The following is a 25,324-nucleotide window of genomic DNA, read 5'->3' as shown; positions in this document are numbered from 1 at the left end:
TCCGACGTCAGCCCGTCCGACGTCAGCCTCACCCGACGTCATCCGACGTCAGCCGCCCTCGTCCTCCCGGCGGCCGGCGTGGCGCCACAGGATGTGGGCGACCCGCGAAAGGAACGCGACCCCGGCCAGGGCGCCGCCCGCGACCGCCAAGGTGTGGGCGGTGGTGGGGGAGAGGTCGAAGGCCACGGCCGGTCCGTAGAGCGCCGCGAAAACGAGGGCCGCCGCGAAGCCGCCGCTGACGAGGGCGTAAACGATCTCGATGGTGACCGCGTCCCGGTCCGCCTCGCTGCGTCGCCCCATGCGACCAGTGTCACAGGGTCCGGGGCGCTGCCACAAGGACGTGACCTCGGCGGCGGCGGCCTCCCCGGAGGTCAGATCCCCGCCGTGGCCGTCCACAGGCGGACCAGCTCCGTGTCACCCGTCACGCCCGGACCGGTGAGCGGCAGCCGGTTCCACAGCGCCGTGTAGAGCCAGGAGGCCTCGCCCGTGAGCGTGCAGTCGGCCGGCGCGCCGTCCGCGTCGCCGCGCACGGTGCGCGGCGGTTCCGGCGACAGGTGTACGGTCCACACCGCGCCCGTGTCGGCAGCGCGCACCCGCAGTACCCGGGGCTCGGCCGTCCGTACCCGGCTCTTGGGACGCGCATGGAATCCGGTCAATAGCTCGTCCACGCCGTCGGTCGCGAACTCCGGTTCCACCGGGCGGAATTCCACGCCGAGCGCCGACTCCGCGTCCATCCGGTGCACGGTGGTCTCGTGGGCCTGGCGCCGCGCCCAGAACGCGAGCGGAGACGGCGGAGCCGTCGGCAGGAAGGTCCAGCACTCCACATCGGCCGGGGCCTCGGTCAGGATGCGCACCAGCGCCGCGTGGCCCTCGCGAAACCAGGCGAGCAACTCCGCGCCCGCCAGCTCGGGCGGCCTCGGGAAGGGAGCCGGCTCCACCAGTGCGTCCGCGACGTATCCGGCCGCCCAGCGGTGCACCGAACCCGTGTGCAGCAACAGATCGGCGATCCGCCACTCGGGACACGTGGCCACCGGGGCGTCGGTACCGGCCCGTTCGGCGGCGTCGGCGAGCAGTTCGCCCTCGCGGGCAAGGGTCTTCACATACTCAGTGATCTCCATGCCCGGAGTCTGCCAGCGGGGACGGACAATGGAAGGCATGGATGGCGAACTCTTCCCGCGCGGGTTCTTCCCGCGCGAGCGCACCGAGATCGTTCCCGGCGCCGTACACGTGCCCGACTGGCTCGACCCCTCGCGGCAGAGGGAGTTGCTCGACGCCTGCCGCGCATGGGCCAGGCCTCCGGCCGGGCTGCGCACCGTGCGGACACCCGGCGGAGGGACGATGACCGCCCGGCAGGTGTGCCTGGGGCGGCACTGGTATCCGTACGCGTACGCGCCCACCGCCGTGGACGGGGACGGGGCGCCGGTCAAACCGATGCCCGACTGGCTCGCGCGGCTGGGGAGGGAAGCGGTGACCGCCGCCTACGGGCTGGAGGGCGGGCAGTACGGCCACGACGGGCAGGTTCTGCGGCAGGCGGGGGGCGGGTGGGATCCGCGGGACCCCCGGGATCTGCCGGGTCTCGACGGCGCGTACGACATCGCCCTGATCAACTTCTACGACGGCGACTCCCGCATGGGCATGCACCGCGATGCCGAGGAGCGTTCCCCGGCCCCCGTCGTCTCGCTCAGCCTGGGTGATGCGTGCCTCTTCCGCTTCGGCAACAACGACTCCCGCGGGCGTCCGTATCAGGACGTCGAGCTGCGCAGCGGGGATCTGTTCGTCTTCGGCGGACCGGTCCGGCGGGCCTATCACGGCGTGCCCAAGGTCCTGCCCGGCACCGCTCCGCCCGGCCTGGGGCTGACCGGCCGGCTGAACATCACCCTCCGGGTCGGCGGGCTCGGCTAGCGGACGGCGTTCTCGGCGCTCCGGCCGTGCGAGGATCGCTGTCATGAACGGCAACGGGGCCCCGCCGCGGGTGGGGGATGTGACCACGGTGTCCGCCGGTACCGGGAAGACCGACGGGACCCAGGGGGTGCCCGCGACCGCCGCGACCGGGCCCGACACGGCCGCCGCGCCGGCCGTGTCGGCGGCGTCGCAGGTGCCGGCGGAGTCGCAGCCGTCGGCGGCGTCCGAGCCCTCGGTGCCGACCGCGCCCGCCGGCTCCGCGCGGACCAAACTGGAACGGGGCCGCGGTGCCCTCGGCCCCGCACTGGAGCTCGTCCACACCGGCCGGGCCCCGACCCGCGCGGTCCTGACGGCGGAGCTCGGGGTCACCCGCGCCACCGCCGGAGCCGTCGCCGCCGAGCTGGAGGCGCTCGGCCTGATCCGCGTCGACTCCCGCCCCGGCGGGGCGGGCGGCGCCCAGGGCCGTCCCTCGCACCGGCTCTCCGTGGACGAGAACGGCCCCGTGGCGCTGGCCGCGCAGGTGCACTCGGACGGGTTCCGGGCCGCGCTGGTCGGCCTCGGCGGACGGATCGTGGCCACCGCCCCCGGAAGGGTGCCCGTTTCCGCGGACCCGGCACAGGTGCTGGGCGCGGTGGTCGAAGCCGGCGCCGCGCTGCTCGCGCAGACCGGTCGGCGCTGCATCGGCGCGGGGCTCGCGGTGCCCTCGGCGGTCGCGGAGCCGGAGGGTACGGCGCTGAACCCGCTGCACCTGGCCTGGCCGGCCGGCTCCCCCGTACGGGACGTCTTCGCCGCGTGCGTGAAGGCCGCCGGCATCGACGGTCCGGCGCTGACCGGCAACGACGTCAACCTCGCTGCACTCGCCGAGCACCGGCACGGCGCCGGCCGCGGCGCCCAGCACCTGTTGTGCGTGGCCACCGGCCACCGCGGGGTCGGCGGGGCGCTCGTCCTGGACGGCCGCCTGCACAGCGGGAGTTCGGGCCTGGCCCTGGAAGTCGGCCACCTCACCGTGAATCCCGAGGGGCGCGCCTGCTACTGCGGCAGCCGCGGCTGCCTCGACGTGGAGGCCGACCCGCTGGCCTTCCTCACCGCCGCAGGGCGCACGCCCGGACCGGAGGTGTCGCTGCTCCAGCAGGCGCGGGACCTGCTGCGCGAGGAGCACGCGGAGCCCGGTGTGCGGGCGGCCACGGAAGAGCTCATCGACCGGCTCGGCCTCGGCCTCGCCGGCCTGGTGAACATCCTGAACCCGGATCGGATCATCCTCGGCGGCCTCCACCGGGAACTGCTCCACGCCGACCCCGAGCGGCTGCGCGCGGTGGTCGCGGACCGCAGCCTGTGGGGACGCAGCGGCGGCGTGCCGATCCTGCCGTGCACGCTCGACCACAACAGCCTGGTCGGAGCGGCCGAGCTGGCGTGGCAGCCGGTGCTGGACGACCCCCTCGGGGCCCTGGGGGCGGCGGCCTGACGGCCCGACGCCGCTTCCCAGGGGACCCGGCGGCCGGAGACCTACCCGGGCCGGGCTCCGACCGAGGCCGTCACCGACAGGCCGGCGGAGACGGGTTCGGAAGGAACGGCGGTCGTCACGGGCCGCGCGGGGCCTCGTACCGGCTTGGTCTTGCCCAGGAGCACCGGATGGTGCGGCGCGGCCGGACCCGGTGCGGCACGCAGGGAGAACCACACCACCTTCCCCGGACTGTCGGGCCGGTGCCGTGCCCCCCACGCCTCGCTGAGGGCCTCCACGAGCGCGAGGCCGCGTCCCGAGGTCTCCAGGAAGTCGGTCGGGTCGGTCCCGTCGGTCCCGCAGGTCCTGTCGGCTTCGACGGGTCCTGCCGAGCCGGACGTGCCGGCGGTATCGAGGAGCCCGGCCGCGTCGGCGGCTCCGGCGGACCACGCGGCCCCCGCGGCCGCCCGGAGGACCGGGAGGCGGGGATCGCTGTCGTAGACGGACACGGTCAGCCGGCCGAGGCGGAGCTCGATCTCGACCGTGCAGGTCTTGTCCGGCTGCGCGTGGCGGTGGACGTTGCTGAGCAGTTCCGTCACGCCGAGCGCAGCCCGGTCTATGAGCGGATCGAGCTGCCAGTGGCGCAGTTGCGCTGAAACGATTCGGCGGATCTGTCCGATCCGCAAGGGCAGGGCCTGCAGTTCGACCACGCAGTGCCTGCGGGAATGACTGATCACGGCTGCGACTCCCCGACATCAGTGTTACGGGTGCTGCACCCTCGGTGACGCCTCCCCAGGGTCACCCACTGTGGCCCGGTGTGCAACCGAAAGCGAGCGAAAGGGATCCGCATGGATACCCAAAGTGACTGTTTGTGCAGGTGAGGGGGGTACATTGCGAAAGCGGGAGCGGGGAGACACGCACCCGTGGAGCACTCCGGACATCAGGAAGTACGAAGGAGCACGGCGCATGAGCAGCACGGGCACGACGGCCACGACCATCGACGTCGACCGCAGCGACGTGGACTACCGCGCCTGGCTGAAGGAGGCCGTCCGCAAGGTGCAGGCGGACGCCAACCGCTCCGCCGACACCCACCTGCTGCGCTTCCCGCTCCCCGAGGCCTGGGGCATCGACCTCTACCTCAAGGACGAGTCCACCCACCCGACGGGCTCCCTCAAGCACCGGCTCGCCCGCTCCCTGTTCCTCTACGCCCTCTGCAACGGCTGGATCCGCCCCGGCCGGCCCGTCATCGAGGCGTCGTCCGGGTCCACCGCCGTCTCGGAGGCGTACTTCGCCAAGCTGATCGGCGTCCCGTTCATCGCGGTCATGCCGCGTACGACGAGTCCCGAGAAGTGCCGGCTCATCGAGTTCCACGGCGGCGTGTGCCACTTCGTCGACGACTCGATGAAGATGTACGAGGAGTCGGCCGAGCTCGCGGCGCGCACCGGCGGGCACTACATGGACCAGTTCACGTACGCGGAGCGCGCGACCGACTGGCGCGGCAACAACAACATCGCAGAATCGATCTACCAGCAGCTGCGCCTGGAGCGGTACCCCGAGCCCGCGTGGATCGTGGCCACCGCCGGCACCGGCGGCACCTCCGCGACCATCGCGCGCTACGTGCACTACATGCAGCACGACACCCGCATCTGCGTCCCGGACCCGGAGAACTCCTGCTTCTTCGACGGCTGGACGAACCACGACCCGCACGCGAGCAGCGACTGCGGATCGCGCATCGAGGGCATCGGCCGGCCCCGCATGGAGCCGAGCTTCGTGCCCGGCGCCATCGACCGGATGATGCGGGTCCCCGACGCGGCGAGCGTCGCCGCGTGCCGCGCGCTCGAGGCGGCGATCGGCCGCAAGGCGGGCGGCTCCACCGGTACGGGCGTCTGGAGCGCGCTGAAGATCATCTCGGAGATGGTCGCGGAGGGCCGTACGGGCAGCGTGGTCACCCTGCTCTGCGACTCCGGCGACCGCTACCTGGACAAGTACTACTCCGACGAATGGCTGGCGGCCCAGGGCCTCGACATCGCCCCGTACACGAAGACCCTCGAGAACCTGCTGGCCACCGGGGAGTGGCGCGAGCCCCTCGCCTGACCACTGAACGTGCCCCCGGGCTGTGCGAGTTCCGGACCCGGACCCCGGTCCGGGCGGCGGGCGGCGGGCGGCGGGCGGCCGCGGCGACCCGGCCGTCCGGCATCCCGGGCTCCGATCCGTGACGAAACCGTGGCGTGACCCCGAAGGCGCGGCGGTCACAGCACTGGATGATTGGGTCCGAGGGCTCGTAGCCAGAGGCCGACAGCGAGCGGTGACGCATGTCGTTTGTCGCTGTCATCGCTCGCCCGGCGCGTGCAAGGCGTGCCCGTCGTCCTGGGCGCTCAGCGGAGAGCCCGCGATGCATGCTTCGGCAACTCGCAGGACGTCTCGGTCGGGGCCCGGCTGGGGAACGGCCTTGAGTCTCCACTGACTGGAGACAGCAGAGTGGGGGACATGGACGTTACGACCCTCTACTCGATCGGGGAGCTTTCCCGGCGGACCGGCTTGCCCGTGAGAACCATCCGGTTCTACTCCGATTCGGGGGTGGTAGCGCCGACCACTCGAAGTCCCGCCGGCTACCGGCTCTACGACCACGACGCACTGCTTCGTCTGGAACTCCTCCGCACGCTGCGCGAGCTGGGCATGGACCTGCCCACAATTCAACGGGTGCTGGACCGCGAGCTCTCGGTGGCGGAAGTCGCCGCGGCGCACGCCGACGCCGTGGACGTCCAGATTCGGGTGCTGCAACTGCGTCGGAGCGTTCTGCGAGTCATGGCCAGCAGCGGGTCCAACCCCGAGGAGACCAAGCTCATGCACAGGCTCACGCAGCTGTCCGGCGAGGAACGCCAACGGTTGATCGACGATTTCATGGAGGGCACCTTCGGCACCGTGGATGCCGACCCGGCCGCGGTGGCCATGGTTCGCGCCGCCACTCCCGACCTCCCCGATGATCCGTCCAGCGAGCAGGTCTCCGCGTGGGTGGAACTCGCCGAGCTGGTCGGCGACGAGGACTTCCGGGCCCGGATGCGCCGGACGGCCAGGTGCCAGGCCGCCGGGAGCACGCTCGACATCGAGAGCGAGGTCGGCGAGGAACTGATGGAGTTCACCCGTCAGAAGGTGGCCGAGGCCATGGAGTCGGGCATCGACCCGCTCAGCGACAGGGGCGCACCCGTCATCGACGACGTCGTGCACCGCTTCGCCGAGGTGTTCGCGCGCACCCCTGACACGGAATTCCGGGACTGGATGGCCCAGCAGTTCAAAGAGGCGCACGATCCCCGGGTGGACCGATACTGGCGGCTGGTGTGGATCGTCAACGGCTGGCAGGTCGTACCGAACCTGATTCCGGTGTACCCCTGGCTCATCCAGGCCCTGCGCAATGACCGTGACGCATAGTCACCGCAGTGGGCACCGCCCCGGATCCCTGAACGAGTCCAAGGGATCGTCTGCGGACATGAGACGAGGGCGTCCGCCGTCGATGTGTGACCAACGACCTGGACACCCTTGCAACGGCACTCCATGCCCGGATCGACGACGAGTTGCAGGCCTCACCGTGGCTGGCGCCGTGGCGGCCTGCCGTCGGAATCACGCCCACGCTCAGTGATGCCGGGCTGATCACGCTCGCGGTCATGTCGGCGCTGCTCGGATACACCTCCGAGCGGCGCCGGCTACGCCGCGTTCTCACTGCTCACCAGCATGATCCGCATCGTGGCCCGCGATACCTCACTGTGGAGCGACGATGTGTAGCTGGTCGACTCCACACCGGTCGGCCGCGGTTGCTCCCGCGAGACGGCCAAACGCTCGGACCTGGCAGGCCGGGCCCAGTACGGCTACTGCGCACCACATGCTCGATACCGCGCAGACGTGCTCGCCGTTCGCCCCGGGTCCTCGCACCCGCAGCGGCGATCTGGCACAACGACCAGACTGGACAGCCCATCAAGCGGTCCCTCACTGCCTACGGTCACTGACCGCAACGACGCCTCTTGGACTCATTCATCTAGGCTGTGCGGACTGCGATCACGCGGAGCCTCGGGGGGACCATGGCGGGCATCGACTACAGCAGGCCGGAGCGGGAAGCGCGGACGCGGGCTCGGCCCCGCCCGCCCGCCCCCGGCTCTCCGGCGGTCGGCCAAGGCGAAGGCGAAACCGGAGGCGGCCACGGGGGCGTGGGCGAGGGCGAGGGAGCGAGTGCGGGTCCCGGGCCGCTGCGCGAGCGTCCCGGCTGTGTGCGCTCCGACCAAGTGCGGGCGGTTCAGGCGGTGTTCCTGGAGGGGCACCGGCACGTCCGCGAGGAGATGGGCGTCGGCGTCGAGCGGCGGGACGTGACCCGGGAGGTGGTCTCGCACCTCGCGGAGGCGCTGGCGCCGACGCCGCCCGCGCCGGCGGTCCAGGGGGCGGGGGTGCCTGGGCCTGCTCCTGGTGCTCGTGGCGATCGGCACGTTCCTGGGCGGCTCGCTGGCCGGGCACTGGTTCGACGGGAGCGCGCGGGAATCCCGGCCGCGGTATCCGTCGCCGGGGTGGAACGAGGTGTCCGCGTCCGGACCGGAGTCCGGTCTGTTCTTCCTCGACGTGATCTCGGCGGCCGCGCTGGTGACCGCGGTCGTCCTCCTCGTCCGGGTCTTCCGTGAGCGGAAGGCCCACCGCGCACGGACGGAGCCCGGTCTCGCCGCCGCCGAGCGGCTCTGGATCCAGGGCTGGTACTGCGGGCGTTGCGCCAGGGTGCACTTCGAGGGCGAGCGAACCGCCCTGACCCTCCAGGAGTTCCGCGTCCGGGTCTGGACGGCCGGTGGCTACGGGGACCTGGCCGCGTCGAACCCGGCGGTCGGCCTCACCGCCGGGCGCCGGCCGGACGGCTCCTACTGATCCGCGCCGCGTCGATCCGTCAGCCGCCGGTCCAGGGCGCGGACCGCGGAGCGGAACGAATGGCCCAGGCCCGGGCGGGCGGCGGCGAGGGCGAGACGGACGGGGGCCGGGCCGTCGGCCGCGAAGGTCCAGCGGACGTGGGTGCCGGAACCGGTCGGCGTGAGCCGCCACTCCTCCAACAGGGCCCGGACACCGGGGGCGTTGGTCTCGTCGACGCGGTACGCGTAGCGTTGCTCCGGATCCGCCGCCATGATCGTCTCCTGGAATCGGACCCCGCCCACGAGCCTGATCTCGCGCCCGGCGCCGCCGTGCGTGGGCCGGGCCAGGGTGACGGCCCCGAACCAGCGCGGCCAGCCCTCGACCTCCTCGGCCAGCGCCCGGTACACGCCGTCGGGAGCCGACGCGGTCCTCGCCGTGAAGACCAGGCGTACCGGGGCGTCTTCGGTGAAGTCCAGCCCCACGGGGCGGAGTCGACGGGCCATGGCGTTGCTCCCTGGGTTCGGTGGACGGCCGGTGCCCCCGGGTGGCGGCGGAGGACGGCGTCGGGCGGTTGCGATCGGGCTGTGGGCGGACTCTGGTCGGGGGTCAGGTCGGGCCGCGGACGGCGGCGGGCGGGCTGCCACTGTAACTGGCGGACCGTCAGATGTGTGTCGCGGGGCGGTGAACCCGTTTCGCGCGGCCGCCCCGGGCGGGACAATGCCGTGCAGGCTGATCAGAGCAGCGCACACGCCGGAACTGCCCCTCCTCCAGGACATCGAGAGGCCCGCCAGGGAGCGTTTCCGGGCCGTCGGCATGCCGGAGGTCGCCGACGACGAACCGCTCCCGCTGGAGGAACTCCTGGGCTACCGGAAGGCCGGACTGGCCAGGGTCACGGCCGACGGCAGGGGGACCCCCCGGTCGGGTACCTGCTCGCCGACCGGGTCGACGGAAACCTCCACGTCGAGCAGGTGTCCGTGCATCCGGACCGTGCACGCCGCCTCATCGGGCGGTCCCTGCTGGAGCACGTGGCGCAGTGGGCCGCGGAGCAGGGCGCCCCCGCGCTGACCCTCACCACCTTCGTGGACGTCCCGTGGAACGCTCCGTACTACGCCCGCTGCGGCTTCCGGACCCTCGAGGAGAGCGCCCCCGGACCGGGGCTGCGTGAGATCCGTGACCGGGAAGCCGTACACGGCCTCGCCCGCCGGCCCCGGGTGCATGCGCCGGGACCTGTGACGGCGGGACGGCGTCCCGGCGGCCGGGAGCGTCCGCCGGCCGCCGGGGGCGCCGGCCGCCGGGAACGCCCGGTCAGGCCGCCGGCGTCGGCGCCCCCGGCGCCACGGCAGCCACCGCAGGCTCCGGCAGGTCCTCCGGGAACAACAGGGTGAGATCGTCCGTGCTCGGTTCCGACAGCTGCGCCACTCGCCCCGCGTGCCGCTCGACCATCGACTCGAAGGTCTGGCGGGCGGTACGGCCGTTGCCGAAGGCCGGCCCCTTCGGGAGGTCGGTGAAGTACCTCAGCAGCGCCTCGGCGGTCTTCTCGCCGAGCCGGTACTCGTGCTCCTCCGTCTGCTGCTCCACGATCCGCAACAGCTCTTGCGGCCCGTAGTCCCCGAAGGTGATGGTCCGGGAGAAGCGCGAGGCCACCCCCGGGTTGACCGTCAGGAAGCGGTCCATCTCCGCCGTGTACCCGGCGACGATCACCACCACCGCGTCCCGGTGGTCCTCCATCAGCTTCACCAGCGTGTCGATCGCCTCGCGTCCGAAGTCGCGGCCCGAGTCCTCGGGCGCCAGCGCGTACGCCTCGTCGATGAACAGCACCCCGCCCCGCGCCCGGTCGAAGGCTTCCTGGGTACGGATCGCCGTGGACCCGATGTGCTCGCCGACCAGGTCCACCCGCGACACCTCCACCAGGTGGCCGCGCTCCAGCACCCCGAGGGAGGCCAGGATCTCGCCGTAGAGGCGGGCCACGGTGGTCTTTCCGGTGCCGGGGGAGCCGGTGAAGACGAGGTGGCGGCGGACCGAGGCCGCTTTCAGGCCCGCCTGCTGCCGTCGCCGCCCCACCTCGATCATGTCGGTGAGCGCGCGGACCTCACGCTTGACGCTGTCCAGCCCCACCAGTGCGTCGAGTTGGCCCAGCACCTCGCCCGAACCGCGTCCCGCGGCCGGCCCGGCGGCCGGGTCCGCCTCGTCAGCCGGCCGCTGCGCCGGTACCGGACCGGTCGCCGACCGCGCCGCCGCGGGGCTCTGCGCGGACGGGACCGTACGGATCCCCGCGCGTTCCCCGGCCGAGGCGGCACCCGAAGCCGAGTGGGCGGCGAGCCGCGGCCCCGACTCGTCGCTCGTGCAGTCCTCGGCGACCGGGCCGTCCTCCGCGAACTCGTAGCCCCCGCGCGCGCTGCGCTCGGTGTGGCAGCGGTTCAGCGTGGTGCGGCAGCCGTCGATGACGTGGAAACCGAAGCCCGCGCTGCCCGTGACCCGGCACGCCGTGAACGTGCCGCGGCCCCCGGCCGACACGTAGAACCCGGCCTCGGCCGGTGAGGTGACCGTGCACCGTTCCAGCACGGGATCGGCGCCCTTGGTGACGATCACCCCCGTCTGGACGGAGTCGATGGAGCAGTTGGCGAGGGTGCCGCCGCTGCCGTGGTCGCGGAACCACGCACCGGTCGCCGCCTCGCGGATCCGGCAGTCGTCCAGTTGGGCCGTCGCCCCGTCGCTCACCGAGACCGCGGTGTTGCGGACCTGGGAGAGATCGCTGTCCACGACGTCCGCCCGCGAACCCCGGTCCAGTACGAACAGCGCGTCCGGCACGTCGTGCACCCGGCAGGAGTCCAGCGAGGCGCTCGCGCCGTCACTGATCCAGACGGCCGGATAGTCGCCCGTACTGTCGTGGATCTCGCAGGCGTCGGCGACGACCCGGGTGCCCGGATCCCATACCGACAGGCCGTTGCGCCCGAAGCGGCGCACCGTCGTGCGGCTGAGCGTCAGCACGGACCGGGAGCGCAGGTCCACGGCGTTCTCGGGGATGTCGTGGATGTCGCAGCCGTCGAGGGTGAGCACGGCGTCCGTGTCGAGGGTGACCCCGTCGGCCGAGGTGCGGTGGACAGCGCAGTCGGTGAGCACCGCGGTGGCGCGCGCCGCGACCTGCACCCCGGCGCCCTTGATCTCGTACACCTCGCAGCCCAGGGCCTCCAGACCCGAGCCCTCGCCGGTCACCCCGATGCCCGTGCCCGTGGCGTGGTGGATCCGGCAGCGCTCCAGCCGGGGGTGACCGCCGCCGCGCACCGAGATCCCGGCCTGTCCGGCGGCCACGACCTCGCACTCCTCGAACACCCCGCCGCCGCCGTCCAGTACGGCGATCCCCACCCCGGCCGGATTCTCCACCGTGCACCGGCGGACCAGCGGACGCGCCCCGGCCCCGCGGACCTCGATCCCGGCCGCCGAGCGGGTGCTGACGCGGAGGTCCGTGAGCTCGGGGGAGCCGCCCTCGACGAGCAGCGCGGGCGCGGCACGGTCCTGGCCCTCGAGGTACAGGTCCTGGACGACGGCCGAGGCGCGGACGGTCAGCGCGACCCCGTCGGGCGGGGCGATCCGCACGGACCCCACGGCGCCCTCCGGCCCGCGCAGGGTCACCGCGTGGTGGAGGACCAGGTTCTCCCGGTAGGTGCCGGGGGCGATGGACAGGACGTCTCCGTCGCCCGCCACGGCCAGCGCGGCGGTCAGCGTCGCGTATTCACCGGAGCGGCGCCGCCACCGCGAAGTACTGCCGTGCGTCACCTGGACCGTGCCCTGAGCCATGGTGCTGTCGTGCCCCCACCCTCGTGTTCGCGTGCTCACGTGCGCGTGTGCTGCGTCGATCCCCGGGGCCCGCGGGCTCGCTTGCCGCGGGCCCGTGCCGCCGAGGGGATCGCCGTGGCCGCAGCGACGGCTGCGGCCGCTCCACCGTAGCGCGCGCGGGCCCGGTGAGTTGCCAGGTCAGCTGCCCGCGCCCGCCCGACCCCAGTCGGGTCCCGCCGCGGCCCACGCGCGGTCCAGCCGTAGGTACCGCCGATGCATGAGCCTTCGTACGACCAGGCGGCGGACCGTCTCCACCAGCGCGGCGATGCCGAGGGCGGCGGCCAGGCCGGCCAACCCCGCGTGGATGCTCGCCGCGGACGGGTCGAGGGGCTGTCCGACCAGCCGGCCGTGCGTGTCCGTCCATATCCGGAACCGGTCGCCGGGGCGCGGCGGTTCCTCCGCGGCCGGCACCGTGCCCTGGTGACTGCTGCCGTCCGGCGCGGTCCACGAGGCGACGATCCGCGAACGCCGCGGGGCCTGCCGCTGCGTCGCCGTATCGGCGTCCGCGCCCACGACGGCGTCCGGTGTCGGCCGGACCACCACAGCCGGCACGAGGTAGCGCTCCTGCCGCTGTTCGCGCGCGGCCCGCTGCAGCGTGCCGTCCACCCGCAGGCCGGCGGCGCAGCCGAGGGCCGGAGCCACCAGCAGGACGCACAGCAGCGCGGCGAACGCCACCCATGCCTCGAAGAGATCCGTCGGCCGGCGCAGCGGATTGCGCCGCCAGCGCCACACACCCCATGCTGTCCGCACGGTCCGGCTCCCCCCTTGTGCCAGTTTCCGTCTGTCTGCCGCACCAGCCTCCCGCATGTCCCGACGACGTGCATGCCGGGACCCGGGACACGCTCGCACGCTTCCTTCGTGCCCGCCTCGTGCCTTCCTCGTCCGTCTCGAATGATCCAACGGGCAGGTCGGGCCCGTTGGTTCCATGGAAGCGGCAGAGCCCCCCGAACGTGTCGTTCCGCCACCCGTTCCGCCGCACCGCGGTCCCGCCGGCCCGCCGGTGCGCCCTCATTCCAGGACGCGGACCTCGTCGCCGACCCGGATCGTGCCCAGCCGCACCGGCACCAGCTGCCGCCCGAAGGCCAGCGACTTCCCGATCCGCCGGTGCCTGCCCAGGGTCATCAGCGGCTCCTTGCCGCGCTCCGCCGTCTCCTGGTCGGTGGTCGTGACGATGCAGCGACCGCATTCGCGCGCCCCGCGGAACTCGGCTTCTCCGATCGCGATGCGCCGCCAGCCGTCCTCGTCCCAGGCCCCGGCCCCGGACACCACCACGTTCGGGCGGAAGCGGTTCATCGGGAGGGGGCCCTCGCCCGGGTGGTCCCCCTGGGCGATCAGCGAGTTGAGCGCGTCCAAGGACGCGAGGGTGGCGATCAGCAGGGGATAGGCGTCGGCCAGGCTCACGGTCTCGCCGGGCAGTGCGTAGTCCGGATCGACCGGCCGGCGCACGGCCGGGTCGTCCAGGTGCACCATGCGCGCCGGAACTCCGAGGTACGCGCTGAACCAGTCGGCCGCGGCCCGCGCCGCGACGACGGTCTCGATCTTCTTCCCGAACAGCACGACCGGTTCCAGCGGGCCCGGCTCCGGTACGTCCACCGTCAGGTCCGCCATGCCCGGCGCCGACAGCGAGACCCCGCCGCCCCCCAGCGGACGGGCGCTCGCCAAGGCCAGCCTCGGCTGCTGGCGTTGTGTGATGACCGTGCCCTCGCTGTCCACCACCGCCCAGCGGCGGTCGGCGGCCAGACCCCAAGGCTCCACGGCCACCTCGCAGGGAGCCGTCCCCGCCAGCGATTTGACGGGATGGACGTGGAGCGCTTGGACGTGCAATTTCGACATGGGGGCATCCTGCCATCCGCCCCCGGGACCTCCGCGACGACCTCGACGGAACGGACGGTGCTAGTAGCCCCGCCCCTGCTGCTGGTACGGGCGCCCGTACGGGTCCTCGTACGAGGCGGCCGGGACGGGAGCGGGCTGCGCCTGCATCGGCCGGGGCGGCATCGGACGCATGGCCTCGTAGCCGGTGGCCGTGGCGGCCGGCCGGGGCTGCTGCGGCTGGGGCTGCGGAACGTAGCCCGTACGGGCCGCGAACTGCTGCTGCGGGATGTACGGGGCGGGCGCCTGCTGGAGCGGCATCGGCTGCTGCGGCTGCTGGTGCATCTGCTGCGGGGCGGACTGCTGCTGGTACTGGTACCCGTACGCCGGGATGTGCTGGTGCTGCTGGGACATGGCGGGCGGCAGCGCGGCCGGCAGGGCCGGCAGCGAGGACGCGAGGGCCGGAAGGTACCCACCGCTCGAGTAGCCGGAACTCGGGGAGTCGTAGGCGGCCGGGACGCGGATCGGAGCGATCTGCGGAGTACCCCGCTCGGCGACGAGGGAGTCGTAGATGGGGGTGTCCGGGAAGGAGGGCGCGGAGTAGTAACCGCCGCCATAAGTGGAGCGGGGGGAGGTCATGGACCTAAGTTAAGCCCACGACTTCACCGGGTCCATAGCGAGGGCCCTCCGACACCGCCCTGACCTGCATATTCCCAGGTCAGGGCCACAGCTTTCACTTCCCGTTCACGTGCACGATTCGCCGCATCCGCCCCGTCTTGCGCCTACTCGTACTCGCCAGTTGGGTGATGTGCCGGTGTGCGGACGGTGGCCCGCCGGTGGTGTGACGGTGCCGCACCGGCTTCGTGCTGACGGAGCGTCACGATGCGGTGACCTGGGTTGCCGTGGTTTCGGGTAGGGACGACCGGTTTCAGGCGTCACTGGGACGGGCATAGGTACGGCCCTTCCATGACGCCCCGCGTCCGCGGTAGTGCTGCACGGCCGAATCGACCGTCATCAGGAGGTAGAGCAGCGCCGTGAACGGAAGAAGCGGAGCGAGCACGAGCGGCTGGCGGTAGTAGCGCAGCATCGGCGCGTAGGTGCCGGCCATCAGCAGCCAGGCCAGGCCGCCCGACCAGGCGACGGCGGGCCGGCCGGAGGCCAGGCCGCAGAGGAGGGCGGCCGGCGGCACGAGGTACACGAGGGCCAGCCCGGCCACCGTCCCGGCCAGCAGCGCGGGCTGATGACGGAGTTGGGCGTACGCGCTGCGCGAGACCATCCGCCACAGGTCGCCCAGGGAGTCGTACGGGCGCACGCTGTCGACCCGCTCCGCGAGGCCGAGCCAGATCCGGCCGCCGGTGCGCTGGACCGCGCGGGCCAGGGAAACGTCGTCGATGACGGCCTGGCGGATCGAGTCCGGGACCCCGGCCCGTACCGCCGCCTCGGTGCGCAGCAGGACGCAGCCGCCGGCGGCCGCCGCGGTGCGGGCGGCGGGGTGGTTGATCCAGCGGAAGGGGTAGAGCTGGGCGAAGAAGTAGACGAAGGCCGGGACGATCAGCCGCTCCCACGCGCTGACGGCGCGCAGTCGGGCCATCTGGGAGACGAGGTCGAGGTCCGCCGCCGTCGCCGCGGCGACCAGCTCGCGCAGGCTGTCGGGCTCGTGGGCGATGTCGGCGTCGGTGAGGAGGAGGTAGGCGGGGGCGGTCCGGTCGTCCTGGACGCGCGGGGCGCGCCGGGGGAACTGGGTGGCGGCCGGGGCGGACGACCCGGTGGTGGGCGGGGTGAGGACGTGGGCGATGCCGTGGCGCAGGGCCCAGAGCTTGCCGGTCCAGCCGGGGTCGGGATCACCGGGGGAGACGACGGTGAGGGGGAGCCCGAGGTGGGCGCGGGCGAGCCGGCGCGCCAGGGCGGCGGTCCCGTCCGTACTCCCGTCGTCGACGAGGACGACCCGGGCCTCGCCGGGATAGTCCTGCGCGAGCAGCGAGGGCAGGCTCCGCGGCAGGACCGCGGCCTCGTCCCTGGCGGGGACGACGATCGCGACGGACGGCCAGTGGGCGGGAGCGTGCCGGGGAGGCAGCCGGGTGTCCGTCCGCCAGAACATGCCCTGTCCGAGGGTGAGCCAGAGCCAGACGGCGAGCGAGACGCAAGCGGCGACGAGGAGGGGACCCATCCCCGCAGTGTGCCGCGCCGGGCGGGATGCGGCGGGGCGGAACGCCGGTGCCCGGCGGGAACCTTGACGGACTGCGGGCGCGCCGCGAGGGGGCGGGAGGCCTTTCGGTCCCGGTGGTCCCTTCGGTTCCTGTGGCCCCTTCGGCTGCTGCGGCCCCTTCGGTTCCTGCGGCCCCTTCAGCCCGGCGCACCGGGAGCCGGGGCTCCGCCGTGACCCGGTCCGCGGGCGGGCATCGATTAAGGTGACCAAGTGAAGATCGCCCTCATGGACTCCGGTATCGGCCTCCTCGCGGCGGCTGCCGAGCTGCGGCGGCTGCGGCCGGACGCCGAGCTCGTGCTGTCGTGCGACCCCGACGGGATGCCCTGGGGTCCCCGTACCCCGCAGGACCTCACCGGGCGGGCGCTCGACGTCGCGCGCGCCGCGGCCGCGCACCGGCCGGACGCCCTGATCGTCGCCTGCAACACCGCCTCCGTGCACGCCCTGCCCGCGCTCCGGGCCGAGCTGGAACCCCTGATCCCCGTCATCGGGACCGTGCCGGCGATCAAGCCCGCCGCGGCCGCCGGGGGCCGGGTGGCGATCTGGGCCACCCCCGCCACCACCGGAAGCCCCTATCAGCGCGGGCTCATCCGTGACTTCGCCTACGGGGCGCGCGTCACCGAGGTGCCGTGTCCCGGGCTGGCCGACGCCGTCGAGGCCGCCGACGAGGCCGCCGTCGTACGGGCCGTCGCCGCGGCCGCCGCGCTGACTCCGGCCGACGTCACCGACGTGGTGCTCGGCTGCACGCACTACGAGCTGGTCGAGGCCCCCATCCGGGCCGCCCTCGCCGAACGCACCGGAGGCGCGCCGTTCGTCTTCCACGGCTCGGCCGAACCCGTCGCCGTGCAGGCGCTGCGCCGGATCGGCGCCCGGCCGGAGCCCGGCCTCCCGCCCACCGGCGGCCTGACCGTCCTGCTGAGCGGCCGCCCCGGGGAGCTTCCCGGACCCGCGCTCGGGTACGCCGAAGGCCGGCTGCTGGCCGGTGGCGCCGCCGTCCGGGGTTGAGCCCCGAGGCGGGCTTGACCTGCGCGGCGGGCCTGACGCGCGGCAGGTACCGCGCGTGTGACGCCCCGAGGCGGCCCCGGCCCGGGCGTCGTGTCGCCGGGCCGGCGTCCCCGGGCCGGCGCCGCCTCAGCTCTCGGGTCCGGCCGTCGCCAGGCGCCGGGCCAGCTCCCGTAGGTCGTCCGCGTCCAGGGACCGGTCCCCGTGTCCCGGCAGCGGGACGTGCAGCGGGGCCGTCCAAGCTTCCGGGATCTCCGCCTGGCCGTAGCGTGCCCCGGCCAGCGTGCCGGTGACCGCGGCCACCGTGTCGGTGTCGCCGCCCAGGTCGACGGCGGCCCGTACGGCGTCCGCGAAGCAGACCGTGGTGCGCAGGGCCCACACCGCCGAGCCCAGGCAGGGCCAGACCGCGCCGTTGAACTCGGTGGCCAGGTCCGGGTGCCAGTGCGGGTCGAGGACGCGGGCGTACCGCTCGCGGTGGTCCGGGTGTACGGACTCCAGCGTCGCGGGGAGCGCGGCCAGCGGATCGGCTCCCGCCAGGGCCACGCGTACGAGCTCGTGCAGCACCGCGGTGCCCTCCCAGGCGGCCCGGTCGCCGTGGGTGAGCGCCGCGATCCGGCGTGCGGCGTCCATGGTCGCGGTCCGTCCCGACGGCGCGAAGTACACCGCGGAGGTCGAGGCGCGCATCAGGGAACCGTTGCCGGCCGCCCGCGCGTTGATCTGGAAGTGCAGGGCCGCGGCCAGGTCCCACGGCTCGCCGTTCGTCAGCACGTCCTCCGTCTGGAGGCCGATGTCCTTGGGCTCGCCCGCCGCCCAGCGGCGGAACCGGTCGAAGACGTCGGGGAGTTCGAGTCCGCCGCACTCCAGCAGGGATTCGCCGACGAGGACCGCCATCTGCGTGTCGTCGGTGGCCTCGCCCGGATCCCAGCCCCCGCCCCCGAGCATCTCCGCGCCCCGCGCGGTCAACTGCCCCGCGGGGCCGAACTCGTAGGGCGCGCCGAGCGCGTCGCCGGCCGCGGAGCCGAGTACGGCGCCCACGGCGCGGTCGAGTCGGGTGATCATGCTTCCCCCTCTTTTTCGGTACGGCGTTCGGTGTGGCGTTCGGTGCGGAGCTCGTGTCGGGACGGCGTCACGGCGCGCGGTGGGAATCGCGGTCGAGGTCTTCGGAACCCTCGGGGCACACGGAGGCCAGCACGGCGCGGGTGAAGGCGTCCAGATCGTCCAGCCCGGCCGCGGCCAGGGTGCCCGGGGCGCCCGTCAGGAGGTGGGGGACGGCGCCGTGCAGCGCGAGCGTGAGGGCGCGGGCCTCGTCCGGGCCGGACGGCAGCCCGGCCGCGCGGAGGAGGTTCCCGTACACGGCGAAGTCCGAGGTCGCGATCGGATCCAGGAGCGCGGCCAGCCGGGGCCGCCGGGTCGCCTCGGCCTGGAGCTCCAGGTACGCCACCATGCGCGGCCGTCCGGGTCCGGCCACGTCGCGCAGCAGCCCGGCGAGCAGCGCGGCCAGCCCGGCCCGGTCGGCTGGTCCGGGTCCGGAACCCGCGAGGCGGGCGGGGAGGGCCCGGTACTGCTCCAGGCAGTGCTCGGCCACCGCTCGCACGAGGTCGTCTCGGGTCGGGAAGTAGTTCTTGGCCGTGCCGAGCGGCACGGCCGCCTCCGCGTCGACGGCCCGGTGCGTCAGGCCGCGGCCGCCCGCGTCCGCGAGCACCGCGACGCCCGCGTCGCGCAGCCGGTTCCTCCGGTCCTGGTTCACGTCGCCAGTCAAGCAGATGCACTACCACGGGTGTGGTGCTCGGCACCGCGGACGGGAGATTCCCCTACCGCGGCAGGCGCATCGTGTACGGGCAGACCCACGAGGCTTCGGCCGCGCCGGACGCCGACCTCCTGGTCGGCGCGGACGGCATCCGCGCCGCCCGCTTCGGGGCGGGGAGCGGCCCGCGGGGGCTCGGCGCCGTGGCCTGGACAGGCATCGCCGGCGTCGAGACCGGCGTCCACGGCGGGGACCGGGGCGGAGGCCGTCCCTTCGGGACGACCCCCGTCGGGCCCGGCCGCACCGACTGGTACGCCTCCGTCCCCGAGGCCAACGCCGCCGAAGAGCCGCGCGCGGCCTTCGCCGGCGGGCACGATCCGATCCCGCGCCTCCTGGCTACGACACCGATCCGCGGACCTGGATCCGCTGTCCGGTCCGCCACCTGGACCCGGCGCTCCCCGCCTTCACCCGTACGGCCGGGCCCGGGCCGGGTGGCGCGCGCGATGCGGGCGGCCCGGCCTGCCCCGTCGCGATGGCCGGAGACGCGGCCCACGCCCTGACCCCGGACCTCGGTCAGGGCGCCGGCACCGCGCTCCTCGACGCCGAGCCCCTGACCAGGGCGGTCGCCACCCACGGAGCGATGGAGCCGCCCGCCGCGCTGGACGCGTACGACCGCGAGCCCCGACGCAGCGCCCAGCGCCCAGCGCGTGGCGTTCGGCTCCCGGAGGCTGCACCGCTTCGTGACCGTCCGCCGCCCGGCCCTGCGCGACGCGCTCGTCGGCCTCCTCCGCCGGTCACAGCACAGCCCACTCCGGTCCACAGGGCCGGTGGCGTCCATGCGGAACGTGAGTACGCTGCTACACATGACGGTTCACCCCCCGGGGCCGCTCTGGACGGGCCGGGCCTCCAACCGCGCGCAGTGGCTGCTCGCGGCGGCCGGTGCGGCCTGCCTGGCGCTCGGCATCGAGCTCGCCGTGGACTACGCCTGGGACGCCGGCATCGTCGCGCTCCTCATGGCGGTGATCGGCTGCCTCGCCGCGGGCCTGCTGATCCTCTTCGGCACCCTCGCCTTCGTCCACGTCTCCGTCACCGTCGACTCCGAGGCGATGGAGGTGCGCTGCGGGCACATAGGCCTCCCGCGCCGGAAGATCCAGCTCTCCGAGGTGGAGTCCGCCGAGTTCGTCCCCCGGATCAGCCCGCAGCACTGGGGCGGCTGGGGCTACCGCTGGCGCCCCGAGCGGGGCACCGCCGTGATCGTCCGACGCGGCGAGGGCGTGGAACTGAGGCTCGACGACGGCAGGCTCTTCACCGTCACCGTGGACGACGCCGAGAGCGCGGTGCTCGTCATCCGCACCCATCTGCGTGCCCTCGCCCACTGAGCGTCCACCGGCACGGCGCGGAGACGTAGACTCCGCGAGATGAGCAGCAGTGCGACCCGCGCGGCGGGCAGCGAGCCCCCGAAGCCCGCCGACCGGTCCGACGCGGAACCCGGGCCGGACGTGGCGACGGACGCGTCGACGGACGTGGCGACGGACGTGGCGACGGACGCGTCGACGGAAGAGAAGACCGCGCCGACCGTAACGCCCGCCAGGCGGTGGGCCGAGCGGCTGACGCGCCCCGCGCTCGCCGTCGCCTCCGGTGTGCTGCTCTACCTGAGCTTCCCGCCCCGTCCCCTGTGGTGGCTGGCCCTCCCCGCCCTCGCCCTGCTCGGCTTCTGCCTGTACGGACGCCGCGCCCGGGCCGGCTTCGGCCTCGGCGTCCTGCACGGCCTCGGTTTCCTGCTGCCGCTGCTCGTCTGGACCGGCGAGGGCGTGGGCCCGGTCCCGTGGCTGGCGCTCGTCGCCCTCGAATCCGTCCTGATCGGCCTCACCACCCTCGGTGTCTCGCTCGTCAGCCGCCTGCCCGGCTGGCCACTGTGGGGCGCCGCCGTCTGGATCGCCGGCGAGGCGCTGCGCGCCCGCGCCCCGTTCGGCGGCTTCTCCTGGGGCAAGCTCGCCTTCGGGCAGCCCGACGGGGTCTTCCTGCCGCTCGCGGCCCTCGGCGGCACCCCGCTCCTCTCCTTCGCCGTGGCCCTGTGCGGATTCGGTCTCTACGAGGCCGTACGCGTCGGCGCCGACACCCGCCGGGCCACCGCCGTCCTGCTCGCCGCCACCGCCGTGGCCGCCCCGCTCGCGGCGGCACTGGCCGCCCGGCCGCTGGTCACCGACGCGGCCGAGGACGGCACCGTCGTGGCAGCCGTCATCCAGGGCAACGTCCCGCGCGCCGGCTTCGACTTCAACGCCCAGCGCCGTCAGGTCCTGGACAACCACGCCAACCGCACGATCCAGCTCGCCGAGGACGTCAAGGCGGGCCGGGTACCGAAGCCGGACTTCGTCGTCTGGCCGGAGAACTCCTCCGACATCGACCCGTACGCGGAGCAGGACGCGTACGAGGTGATCGACAACGCGGTGAAGACGATCGGCGTGCCCGTCGCGATCGGCTCCGTACTGGCCCCGGAGACGGGCCCGCTGCGCAACACGATGATCCTGTGGGACCCGGTCAAGGGCCCGGTCGACACCTACGACAAGCGCAAGATCCAGCCCTTCGGCGAGCGCATCCCGATGCGCTCCTTCGTCCGGCTCTTCAGCTCGGACGTCGACCGGGTGCGCCGCGACTTCGGCCCCGGCAAGGAGCCCGGCGTCTTCGCCATGGCGGGCAGCGGAGTGGGCATGGTCACCTGCTACGAGGCGGCCTTCGACGACGCCGTCCGCTCCACCGTCCGGGCCGGCGCGCAGGTCATCGCGGTGCCCAGCAACAACGCCACCTTCGGCCGCACCGAGATGACCTACCAGCAGCTCGCCATGGACCGGGTCCGGGCCGTGGAGCACAGCCGCACCGTCCTGGTGCCCGTCACCAGCGGGGTCAGCGCCGTGATCCGCCCCGACGGCACGATCGTGCAGCAGACGAAGATGTTCACCGCGGACGCCCTGGTCGCGGAGATCCCGCTGCGCTCCGGCGAGACCCCCGCCACCCGCTTCGGCCCGCTCGTCGAGTACCTCCTGCTGGCCGTCGCCGCCGCGGGCCTCGGCTGGTCGTCGGCCCGCCGGATCGCCAGGAGGTCCCGGGCTCTGGCCGAGTGAGGTGACCGGAAGGGTCCGCCGGGTCGCGGCATTAGGGTCTGGGGATGACCACTCCCGATTTCATCCGGACCCTGCGCGCCACGGCCGGGCACCAGCTGCTCCTGCTGCCCGGGGTGACGGCCATCGTCGTGGACGACCGGGGGTGGGTGCTGCTGGGCAGGCGCGCCGACACCGGGCGGTGGTCGGTGGTCGGCGGGATCGCCGAGCCCGGGGAGCAGCCGGCCGATACGGCGGTGCGCGAGGTGTACGAGGAGACGGCCGTGCGGTGCGTACCCGAGCGGGTGGTGCTGGTGCAGATGCTCCCGCCGATCACCTATCCGAACGGCGACGTCTGCCAGTTCCAGGACATCACCTTCCGCTGCAGGGCCACGGGCGGCGAGGCGCGGGTCAACGACAACGAGTCGCTCGAGGTGGCCTGGTTCGCGCCGGACGCGCTGCCCGAGCCGCTGGAGGGCTTCGCCGTGGACCGGATCCACCGGGCCCTGCGGGACGAGCCGACCTGGTTCGAGGCGTCCGCCCCCGCCGACGGGCGGGCGCTCGAAGCCTGACCGCGGGGAACCGCGCGAAGCCCGACCGCCGGGAAGCACGACCGCTCGAAGTGCCGCCGAGCAGGGCCAGGTCGAGCAGGGCCACGCCGAGCAGGGCCACGTCGCGCGGCGGGGCCGGCCGGGCGCCTCAGCCGTTGACGGCCGCCTCGCGGTAGAGCTCCACCGCCTGGTCGCCCATCACCGCGCTGTACGAGACCTCCGGGACGGTGCCGCCGTCCTCGTAGCCGCCGAGCACGCCCGCGAGGGCGCCGTCGACGAGCCAGGGGCTGCCGCTGGTGCCGCCGCTCAGGTCCGGGCACTCGATGCGGCGCTGGGTCTCGGAGAACAGGGTCGTGCCGTTGGCGCAGTACAGCGGGGACTCCTCGCGGCTCGGATAGCCCACGACGGACACCGTGGCGTCCGCCGGCTGCTCCGCCGCGACGGGGAAGCCGCCGACCACGTCCTCGACCTGCCGGTCGTCCACCGACTCCACCGTCGCGAAGGCGATGTCGTCGTCCGGGTCCCGGCCGTCCGTCCAGTCCGGGGCCACGTACGCACCGGTGAGCTTCCACAGCCCGTACGGCGCCCCGCCGTCCCGGTATCCCGGCGCGAAGTAGGTGTTCTCCAGGTCACCAAGGCAGTGCGCGGCGGTGGCGATCACATCGCGGTCCTCGCTGCGCACCACGGACGCGGTGCAGAAGTGCCCGCCCTCGAGTCCCCCCGCGAAGAGCGCGCCGACCCGCCGTGCCCTCGCGTCGGCCGCGGCCGTCACGGTGACGCCGAGAGGCGGCTCCGCGAGCGCGTCGGACACGTCGACCCCGAGCAGCGCCGTCACCGCGGCCAGGGAGAGCAGGATCCGCGACGCACGTCGGCCACGGGCGCGGGGGAGGCGTTCCGGTCGGGAGGGGAGGCGCTGGATCATGCCCAGAGCCTCGTCGGCGAACCTGTGGCCGGAGCCGCTTTCCCCTATGGATCCGCTGTGAGACCGCGTTCGCAACTGAGGTCCTGCCGCCCCCCGGCCGCCGACTCGACGGCCGCCCCGTCGTTCACCCGCCGCCCCGGCGCCGCCCACCGCCCGTCGCCCGCCGGGATCAGGGGCGCCGCTCGTACACCGTCACCCGACGGCCCCGGACCTGTACGTCCTCGACCACGGTGAAGTCCGCCGCGAGGACGGCGGCCTTCGTCCTGTCCGCCTCGGAGCCCGGGGGCCTCGCCGGCGCCGCGTCCGTCACCAGCAGCACCCGGCGCCGCTCGCCCAGCGCCGCCCGGATGCGTGCCGGGCCGGACTCCTCGCCCTTGAGGGTCCCCGATTCCACGGGTCCGCGGGCCAGGGCCACGTCCGTCACGCCCGCGAACGCCCCGGGTGAGACCAGCGCGGTGTCCCGGCGGGCCGCCGGGACGAAGAGCACCGCGTCACCGTCCCGCTTCAGCCGGGACACCTCACCGGCCACCGCGAGTACGTCGTCCACCCGGCTGGCAGGGGACCTGTCGGCCAGTTCCACCGGGAGCATCGCCAGCACCGAGACCCCGACGACCGCCGGCACGAGCGCGGCCGACGCCCTCGGCGACCGGGGCGCGAGGGCCCGCACGGCCGCGGCCAGCCCGGCGCCGATCAGCAGGGCCAGGCCCAGCATCGAGAAGAGCACGTACCGGTCCAGGAACACGGGCCGGACCAGCGAGGCGGCGGCCAGTCCCAGCAGGGGCGCCACCAGCAGCGGCAGTCCGACGGCCGCGGCCGTGAGGCGGCCGCCGGCGCGGGGGCGGCCGCTCCCGGCGGACGGCGGGCACGGCCCGTTCCACCGGTCCGCCCGGGCGCCGAGCGCGCCGATCGCGACGAGTACCGCCGGGCCGGTCAGCATGGGCCAGGTCAGCGGAGGTATCCACGACACCTGGGCGGACTGGGTCCCGCTGAACACGATCAGCGGCAGCGCCCCGGCCACGGCCGCCGCCGAGGCGAGCAGCCAGTGCCCGAGGGCGCGGCGCCCGGCCCGCACCCACCACAGGGTGAGCGCGTGCGCGGGCAGGACGAGCAGTGAGAACCAGTTCAGCAGGGCGCAGACCAGCACGACGGCCCCGTACGCCGTCCAGCGCGGCCAGGTCCGTCCTGCGGGTCCGGCCGCCGGGACCCGCGGGGCGAGCAGCGAGACCAGGAGCAGGGTCGAGAGCCCGGCTCCGCCCGCCACCAGCGCGTACGCGCGACCCTCCTGGAGCTGGAACTGCACGGCCGGCAGCAGCCCGAGGGCCGTTCCGCCGGCCAGCCCGGCCCAGAAGCCCGCCAGCCGGCGCCCTATCAGCGCGACGCAGGCGGCGGCGCCCGCCACCGCCAGCACCGACGGGATGCGCAGGGTGGTCGTGCTCGCCCCGAACACCTCGAAGAGGACGTGCATCAGCAGGTAGTACAGGCCGTGGACGGCGTCGACGTTGCCGAGCAGGTGCCAGATCTCAGCCGGGGAGCGACCCGCCACCTGCCAGGTCGCCGCCTCGTCCCGCCACACGCTGTCCTGCCGGGAGAGCCCCCACATGCCGAGCGCGAGCGTCCAGAGGACCGGAACCAGCCACACCAGATACGGCGGCAGGAGGTTGCCGCGGCCGGGGGCCCGGAGGCCTGGTATGCGGGCGGTCACGGCGCTCGTCGGGCCGGTGGACCTGTGGGATGTCATGAAGGCGTTCGGGTCCTCGGTGCACGGCTCGGGCGGAAACCACAGTCTATGGACGACACGGACGGTTTCCGGACGGGTTGTTGTGCAGGACGGAACGTGATCGCGGGGCCCGGCGGCCCCTAGGCAGTGTCTGATGGCTCTTTGATGAGGTCGCGGAGCCAGATGACGATGGCTGCGGTGGCCAGTGTGCCGTTGAAGATGTAGTCGCGTTTGT

At 74.0% G+C, this 25,324-nt stretch carries 22 protein-coding genes and 3 pseudogenes; 12 read left to right on the top strand and 13 right to left on the bottom strand.

Translation table 11 applies throughout. The annotated features are described in order from the left end of the window. Positions 1–48 precede the first annotated feature (48 nt). Together ABZY44_RS22865 and ABZY44_RS22860 are read right to left on the bottom strand one after the other, a co-directional pair. Complete coding sequence (locus ABZY44_RS22865; protein WP_356656655.1) at positions 49–300, bottom strand: DUF6332 family protein; 252 nt, start codon at positions 298–300, stop codon at positions 49–51. A gap of 71 nt (positions 301–371) precedes the next feature. Next, complete coding sequence (locus ABZY44_RS22860; protein ID WP_356656653.1) at positions 372–1,118, bottom strand: maleylpyruvate isomerase family mycothiol-dependent enzyme; 747 nt, start codon at positions 1,116–1,118, stop codon at positions 372–374. 37 nt (positions 1,119–1,155) lie between these two features. On the opposite strand from ABZY44_RS22860, the gene ABZY44_RS22855 reads away from it, so the two are divergent. Next, entirely contained in the window at positions 1,156–1,902 is a 747-nt protein-coding gene (locus ABZY44_RS22855) for an alpha-ketoglutarate-dependent dioxygenase AlkB (protein ID WP_356656651.1), read from the top strand. A gap of 43 nt (positions 1,903–1,945) precedes the next feature. Beyond that, positions 1,946–3,364, top strand: a complete 1,419-nt coding sequence (locus ABZY44_RS22850) for an ROK family protein (RefSeq protein WP_356656649.1) — start codon at positions 1,946–1,948, stop codon at positions 3,362–3,364. 41 nt (positions 3,365–3,405) lie between these two features. On the opposite strand, the gene ABZY44_RS22845 is transcribed toward ABZY44_RS22850, so the two are convergent. Beyond that, on the bottom strand, positions 3,406–4,077 hold the full coding sequence (locus ABZY44_RS22845; protein ID WP_356656647.1) for an ATP-binding protein: 672 nt from the start codon (positions 4,075–4,077) through the stop codon (positions 3,406–3,408). 229 nt (positions 4,078–4,306) lie between these two features. On the opposite strand from ABZY44_RS22845, the gene ABZY44_RS22840 reads away from it, so the two are divergent. From ABZY44_RS22840 to ABZY44_RS22825, 4 genes and pseudogenes are all read left to right on the top strand, one after another. Then, positions 4,307–5,434, top strand: coding sequence for a PLP-dependent cysteine synthase family protein (locus ABZY44_RS22840; RefSeq protein ID WP_356656645.1), 1,128 nt, complete (start codon positions 4,307–4,309; stop codon positions 5,432–5,434). A 393-nt stretch (positions 5,435–5,827) separates the two neighbouring features. Then, entirely contained in the window at positions 5,828–6,766 is a 939-nt protein-coding gene (locus ABZY44_RS22835; RefSeq protein ID WP_356656643.1) for a MerR family transcriptional regulator, read from the top strand. An 86-nt stretch (positions 6,767–6,852) separates the two neighbouring features. Further along, a pseudogene (locus ABZY44_RS22830) lies at positions 6,853–7,225 on the top strand (IS982 family transposase); the annotation flags it as partial. Between the two features lie 570 nt (positions 7,226–7,795). Further along, positions 7,796–8,233, top strand: coding sequence for a hypothetical protein (locus tag ABZY44_RS22825; protein WP_356656641.1), 438 nt, complete (start codon positions 7,796–7,798; stop codon positions 8,231–8,233). Here ABZY44_RS22825 and ABZY44_RS22820 read toward each other — a convergent pair. Then, the gene (locus ABZY44_RS22820) at positions 8,227–8,715 is read right to left on the bottom strand and encodes an SRPBCC family protein (RefSeq protein WP_356656639.1); all 489 of its coding nucleotides are present in this window, start codon (positions 8,713–8,715) and stop codon (positions 8,227–8,229) included. The genes ABZY44_RS22825 and ABZY44_RS22820 overlap by 7 nt on opposite strands. Positions 8,716–8,929: 214 nt before the next feature. On the opposite strand from ABZY44_RS22820, the pseudogene ABZY44_RS22815 reads away from it, so the two are divergent. Then, a pseudogene (locus tag ABZY44_RS22815) lies at positions 8,930–9,445 on the top strand (GNAT family N-acetyltransferase). A gap of 72 nt (positions 9,446–9,517) precedes the next feature. Here the strand turns inward: ABZY44_RS22815 and ABZY44_RS22810 are convergent. From ABZY44_RS22810 to ABZY44_RS22790, 5 genes are all read right to left on the bottom strand, one after another. Continuing rightward, positions 9,518–12,007 (bottom strand): right-handed parallel beta-helix repeat-containing protein, encoded by a 2,490-nt coding sequence (locus ABZY44_RS22810; RefSeq protein WP_356656637.1) that lies wholly within the window; start codon positions 12,005–12,007, stop codon positions 9,518–9,520. 177 nt (positions 12,008–12,184) lie between these two features. Further along, complete coding sequence (locus ABZY44_RS22805; RefSeq protein WP_356656635.1) at positions 12,185–12,796, bottom strand: hypothetical protein; 612 nt, start codon at positions 12,794–12,796, stop codon at positions 12,185–12,187. Between the two features lie 258 nt (positions 12,797–13,054). Beyond that, positions 13,055–13,879 carry an MOSC N-terminal beta barrel domain-containing protein gene (locus ABZY44_RS22800; RefSeq protein ID WP_356656633.1) on the bottom strand — a complete coding sequence of 275 codons (825 nt, stop codon included), beginning with the start codon at positions 13,877–13,879 and terminating at the stop codon, positions 13,055–13,057. 60 nt (positions 13,880–13,939) lie between these two features. Further along, on the bottom strand, positions 13,940–14,494 hold the full coding sequence (locus ABZY44_RS22795) for a DUF6643 family protein (protein ID WP_356656631.1): 555 nt from the start codon (positions 14,492–14,494) through the stop codon (positions 13,940–13,942). 289 nt (positions 14,495–14,783) lie between these two features. After that, positions 14,784–16,022: a glycosyltransferase gene (locus tag ABZY44_RS22790; protein ID WP_356656629.1), complete on the bottom strand. Its 1,239-nt coding sequence runs from the start codon at positions 16,020–16,022 to the stop codon at positions 14,784–14,786. Between the two features lie 249 nt (positions 16,023–16,271). Here ABZY44_RS22790 and ABZY44_RS22785 point away from each other — a divergent pair, with 249 nt between their 5' ends. Continuing rightward, entirely contained in the window at positions 16,272–17,063 is a 792-nt protein-coding gene (locus tag ABZY44_RS22785) for an aspartate/glutamate racemase family protein (protein ID WP_356656627.1), read from the top strand. Positions 17,064–17,189: 126 nt separating this feature from the next. On the opposite strand, the gene ABZY44_RS22780 is transcribed toward ABZY44_RS22785, so the two are convergent. After that, positions 17,190–18,116 (bottom strand): ADP-ribosylglycohydrolase family protein, encoded by a 927-nt coding sequence (locus tag ABZY44_RS22780; protein ID WP_356656699.1) that lies wholly within the window; start codon positions 18,114–18,116, stop codon positions 17,190–17,192. Between the two features lie 70 nt (positions 18,117–18,186). After that, complete coding sequence (locus ABZY44_RS22775; protein WP_356656625.1) at positions 18,187–18,807, bottom strand: TetR/AcrR family transcriptional regulator; 621 nt, start codon at positions 18,805–18,807, stop codon at positions 18,187–18,189. Between the two features lie 125 nt (positions 18,808–18,932). Between ABZY44_RS22775 and ABZY44_RS22770 the strand changes: the two are divergent. The 4 genes and pseudogenes from ABZY44_RS22770 to ABZY44_RS22755 all read left to right on the top strand — a co-directional run. Beyond that, positions 18,933–19,592, top strand: a pseudogene (locus tag ABZY44_RS22770) (FAD-dependent monooxygenase); the annotation flags it as partial. Positions 19,593–19,667: 75 nt separating this feature from the next. Then, entirely contained in the window at positions 19,668–20,183 is a 516-nt protein-coding gene (locus tag ABZY44_RS22765) for a hypothetical protein (RefSeq protein ID WP_356656697.1), read from the top strand. Positions 20,184–20,222: 39 nt separating this feature from the next. After that, on the top strand, positions 20,223–21,923 hold the full coding sequence (gene lnt / locus ABZY44_RS22760; RefSeq protein ID WP_356656623.1) for an apolipoprotein N-acyltransferase: 1,701 nt from the start codon (positions 20,223–20,225) through the stop codon (positions 21,921–21,923). Between the two features lie 44 nt (positions 21,924–21,967). After that, the gene (locus tag ABZY44_RS22755; protein ID WP_356656621.1) at positions 21,968–22,471 is read left to right on the top strand and encodes an NUDIX domain-containing protein; all 504 of its coding nucleotides are present in this window, start codon (positions 21,968–21,970) and stop codon (positions 22,469–22,471) included. A 127-nt stretch (positions 22,472–22,598) separates the two neighbouring features. Here ABZY44_RS22755 and ABZY44_RS22750 read toward each other — a convergent pair whose 3' ends face one another. Further along, complete coding sequence (locus ABZY44_RS22750) at positions 22,599–23,372, bottom strand: trypsin-like serine protease (protein ID WP_356656619.1); 774 nt, start codon at positions 23,370–23,372, stop codon at positions 22,599–22,601. Between the two features lie 169 nt (positions 23,373–23,541). Next, positions 23,542–24,972 (bottom strand): hypothetical protein, encoded by a 1,431-nt coding sequence (locus ABZY44_RS22745; protein ID WP_356656695.1) that lies wholly within the window; start codon positions 24,970–24,972, stop codon positions 23,542–23,544. Positions 24,973–25,324: the final 352 nt, after the last annotated feature.

The sequence above is a fragment of the Streptomyces sp. NPDC006544 genome (assembly GCF_040611715.1).
Taxonomy (GTDB): Bacteria; Actinomycetota; Actinomycetes; order Streptomycetales; family Streptomycetaceae; genus Streptomyces.
Note: the sequence above shows the minus strand (reverse complement) of the source record. Positions and strands in the feature narration are given on the sequence as shown.

Coding starts and splice junctions, on each gene's coding strand:
- ABZY44_RS22840 (WP_356656645.1), top strand. CDS start 4,307: ATGAGCAGCACGGGCACGACGGCCACGACCATCGACGTCGACCGCAGC.
- ABZY44_RS22850 (WP_356656649.1), top strand. CDS start 1,946: ATGAACGGCAACGGGGCCCCGCCGCGGGTGGGGGATGTGACCACGGTG.
- ABZY44_RS22835 (WP_356656643.1), top strand. CDS start 5,828: ATGGACGTTACGACCCTCTACTCGATCGGGGAGCTTTCCCGGCGGACC.
- ABZY44_RS22865 (WP_356656655.1), bottom strand. CDS start 300: ATGGGGCGACGCAGCGAGGCGGACCGGGACGCGGTCACCATCGAGATC.
- ABZY44_RS22755 (WP_356656621.1), top strand. CDS start 21,968: ATGACCACTCCCGATTTCATCCGGACCCTGCGCGCCACGGCCGGGCAC.
- ABZY44_RS22820 (WP_356656639.1), bottom strand. CDS start 8,715: ATGGCCCGTCGACTCCGCCCCGTGGGGCTGGACTTCACCGAAGACGCC.
- ABZY44_RS22860 (WP_356656653.1), bottom strand. CDS start 1,118: ATGGAGATCACTGAGTATGTGAAGACCCTTGCCCGCGAGGGCGAACTG.
- lnt (WP_356656623.1), top strand. CDS start 20,223: ATGAGCAGCAGTGCGACCCGCGCGGCGGGCAGCGAGCCCCCGAAGCCC.
- ABZY44_RS22765 (WP_356656697.1), top strand. CDS start 19,668: ATGACGGTTCACCCCCCGGGGCCGCTCTGGACGGGCCGGGCCTCCAAC.
- ABZY44_RS22810 (WP_356656637.1), bottom strand. CDS start 12,007: ATGGCTCAGGGCACGGTCCAGGTGACGCACGGCAGTACTTCGCGGTGG.
- ABZY44_RS22745 (WP_356656695.1), bottom strand. CDS start 24,972: ATGTGGGGGCTCTCCCGGCAGGACAGCGTGTGGCGGGACGAGGCGGCG.
- ABZY44_RS22790 (WP_356656629.1), bottom strand. CDS start 16,022: ATGGGTCCCCTCCTCGTCGCCGCTTGCGTCTCGCTCGCCGTCTGGCTC.
- ABZY44_RS22800 (WP_356656633.1), bottom strand. CDS start 13,879: ATGTCGAAATTGCACGTCCAAGCGCTCCACGTCCATCCCGTCAAATCG.
- ABZY44_RS22795 (WP_356656631.1), bottom strand. CDS start 14,494: ATGACCTCCCCCCGCTCCACTTATGGCGGCGGTTACTACTCCGCGCCC.
- ABZY44_RS22855 (WP_356656651.1), top strand. CDS start 1,156: ATGGATGGCGAACTCTTCCCGCGCGGGTTCTTCCCGCGCGAGCGCACC.
- ABZY44_RS22750 (WP_356656619.1), bottom strand. CDS start 23,372: ATGATCCAGCGCCTCCCCTCCCGACCGGAACGCCTCCCCCGCGCCCGT.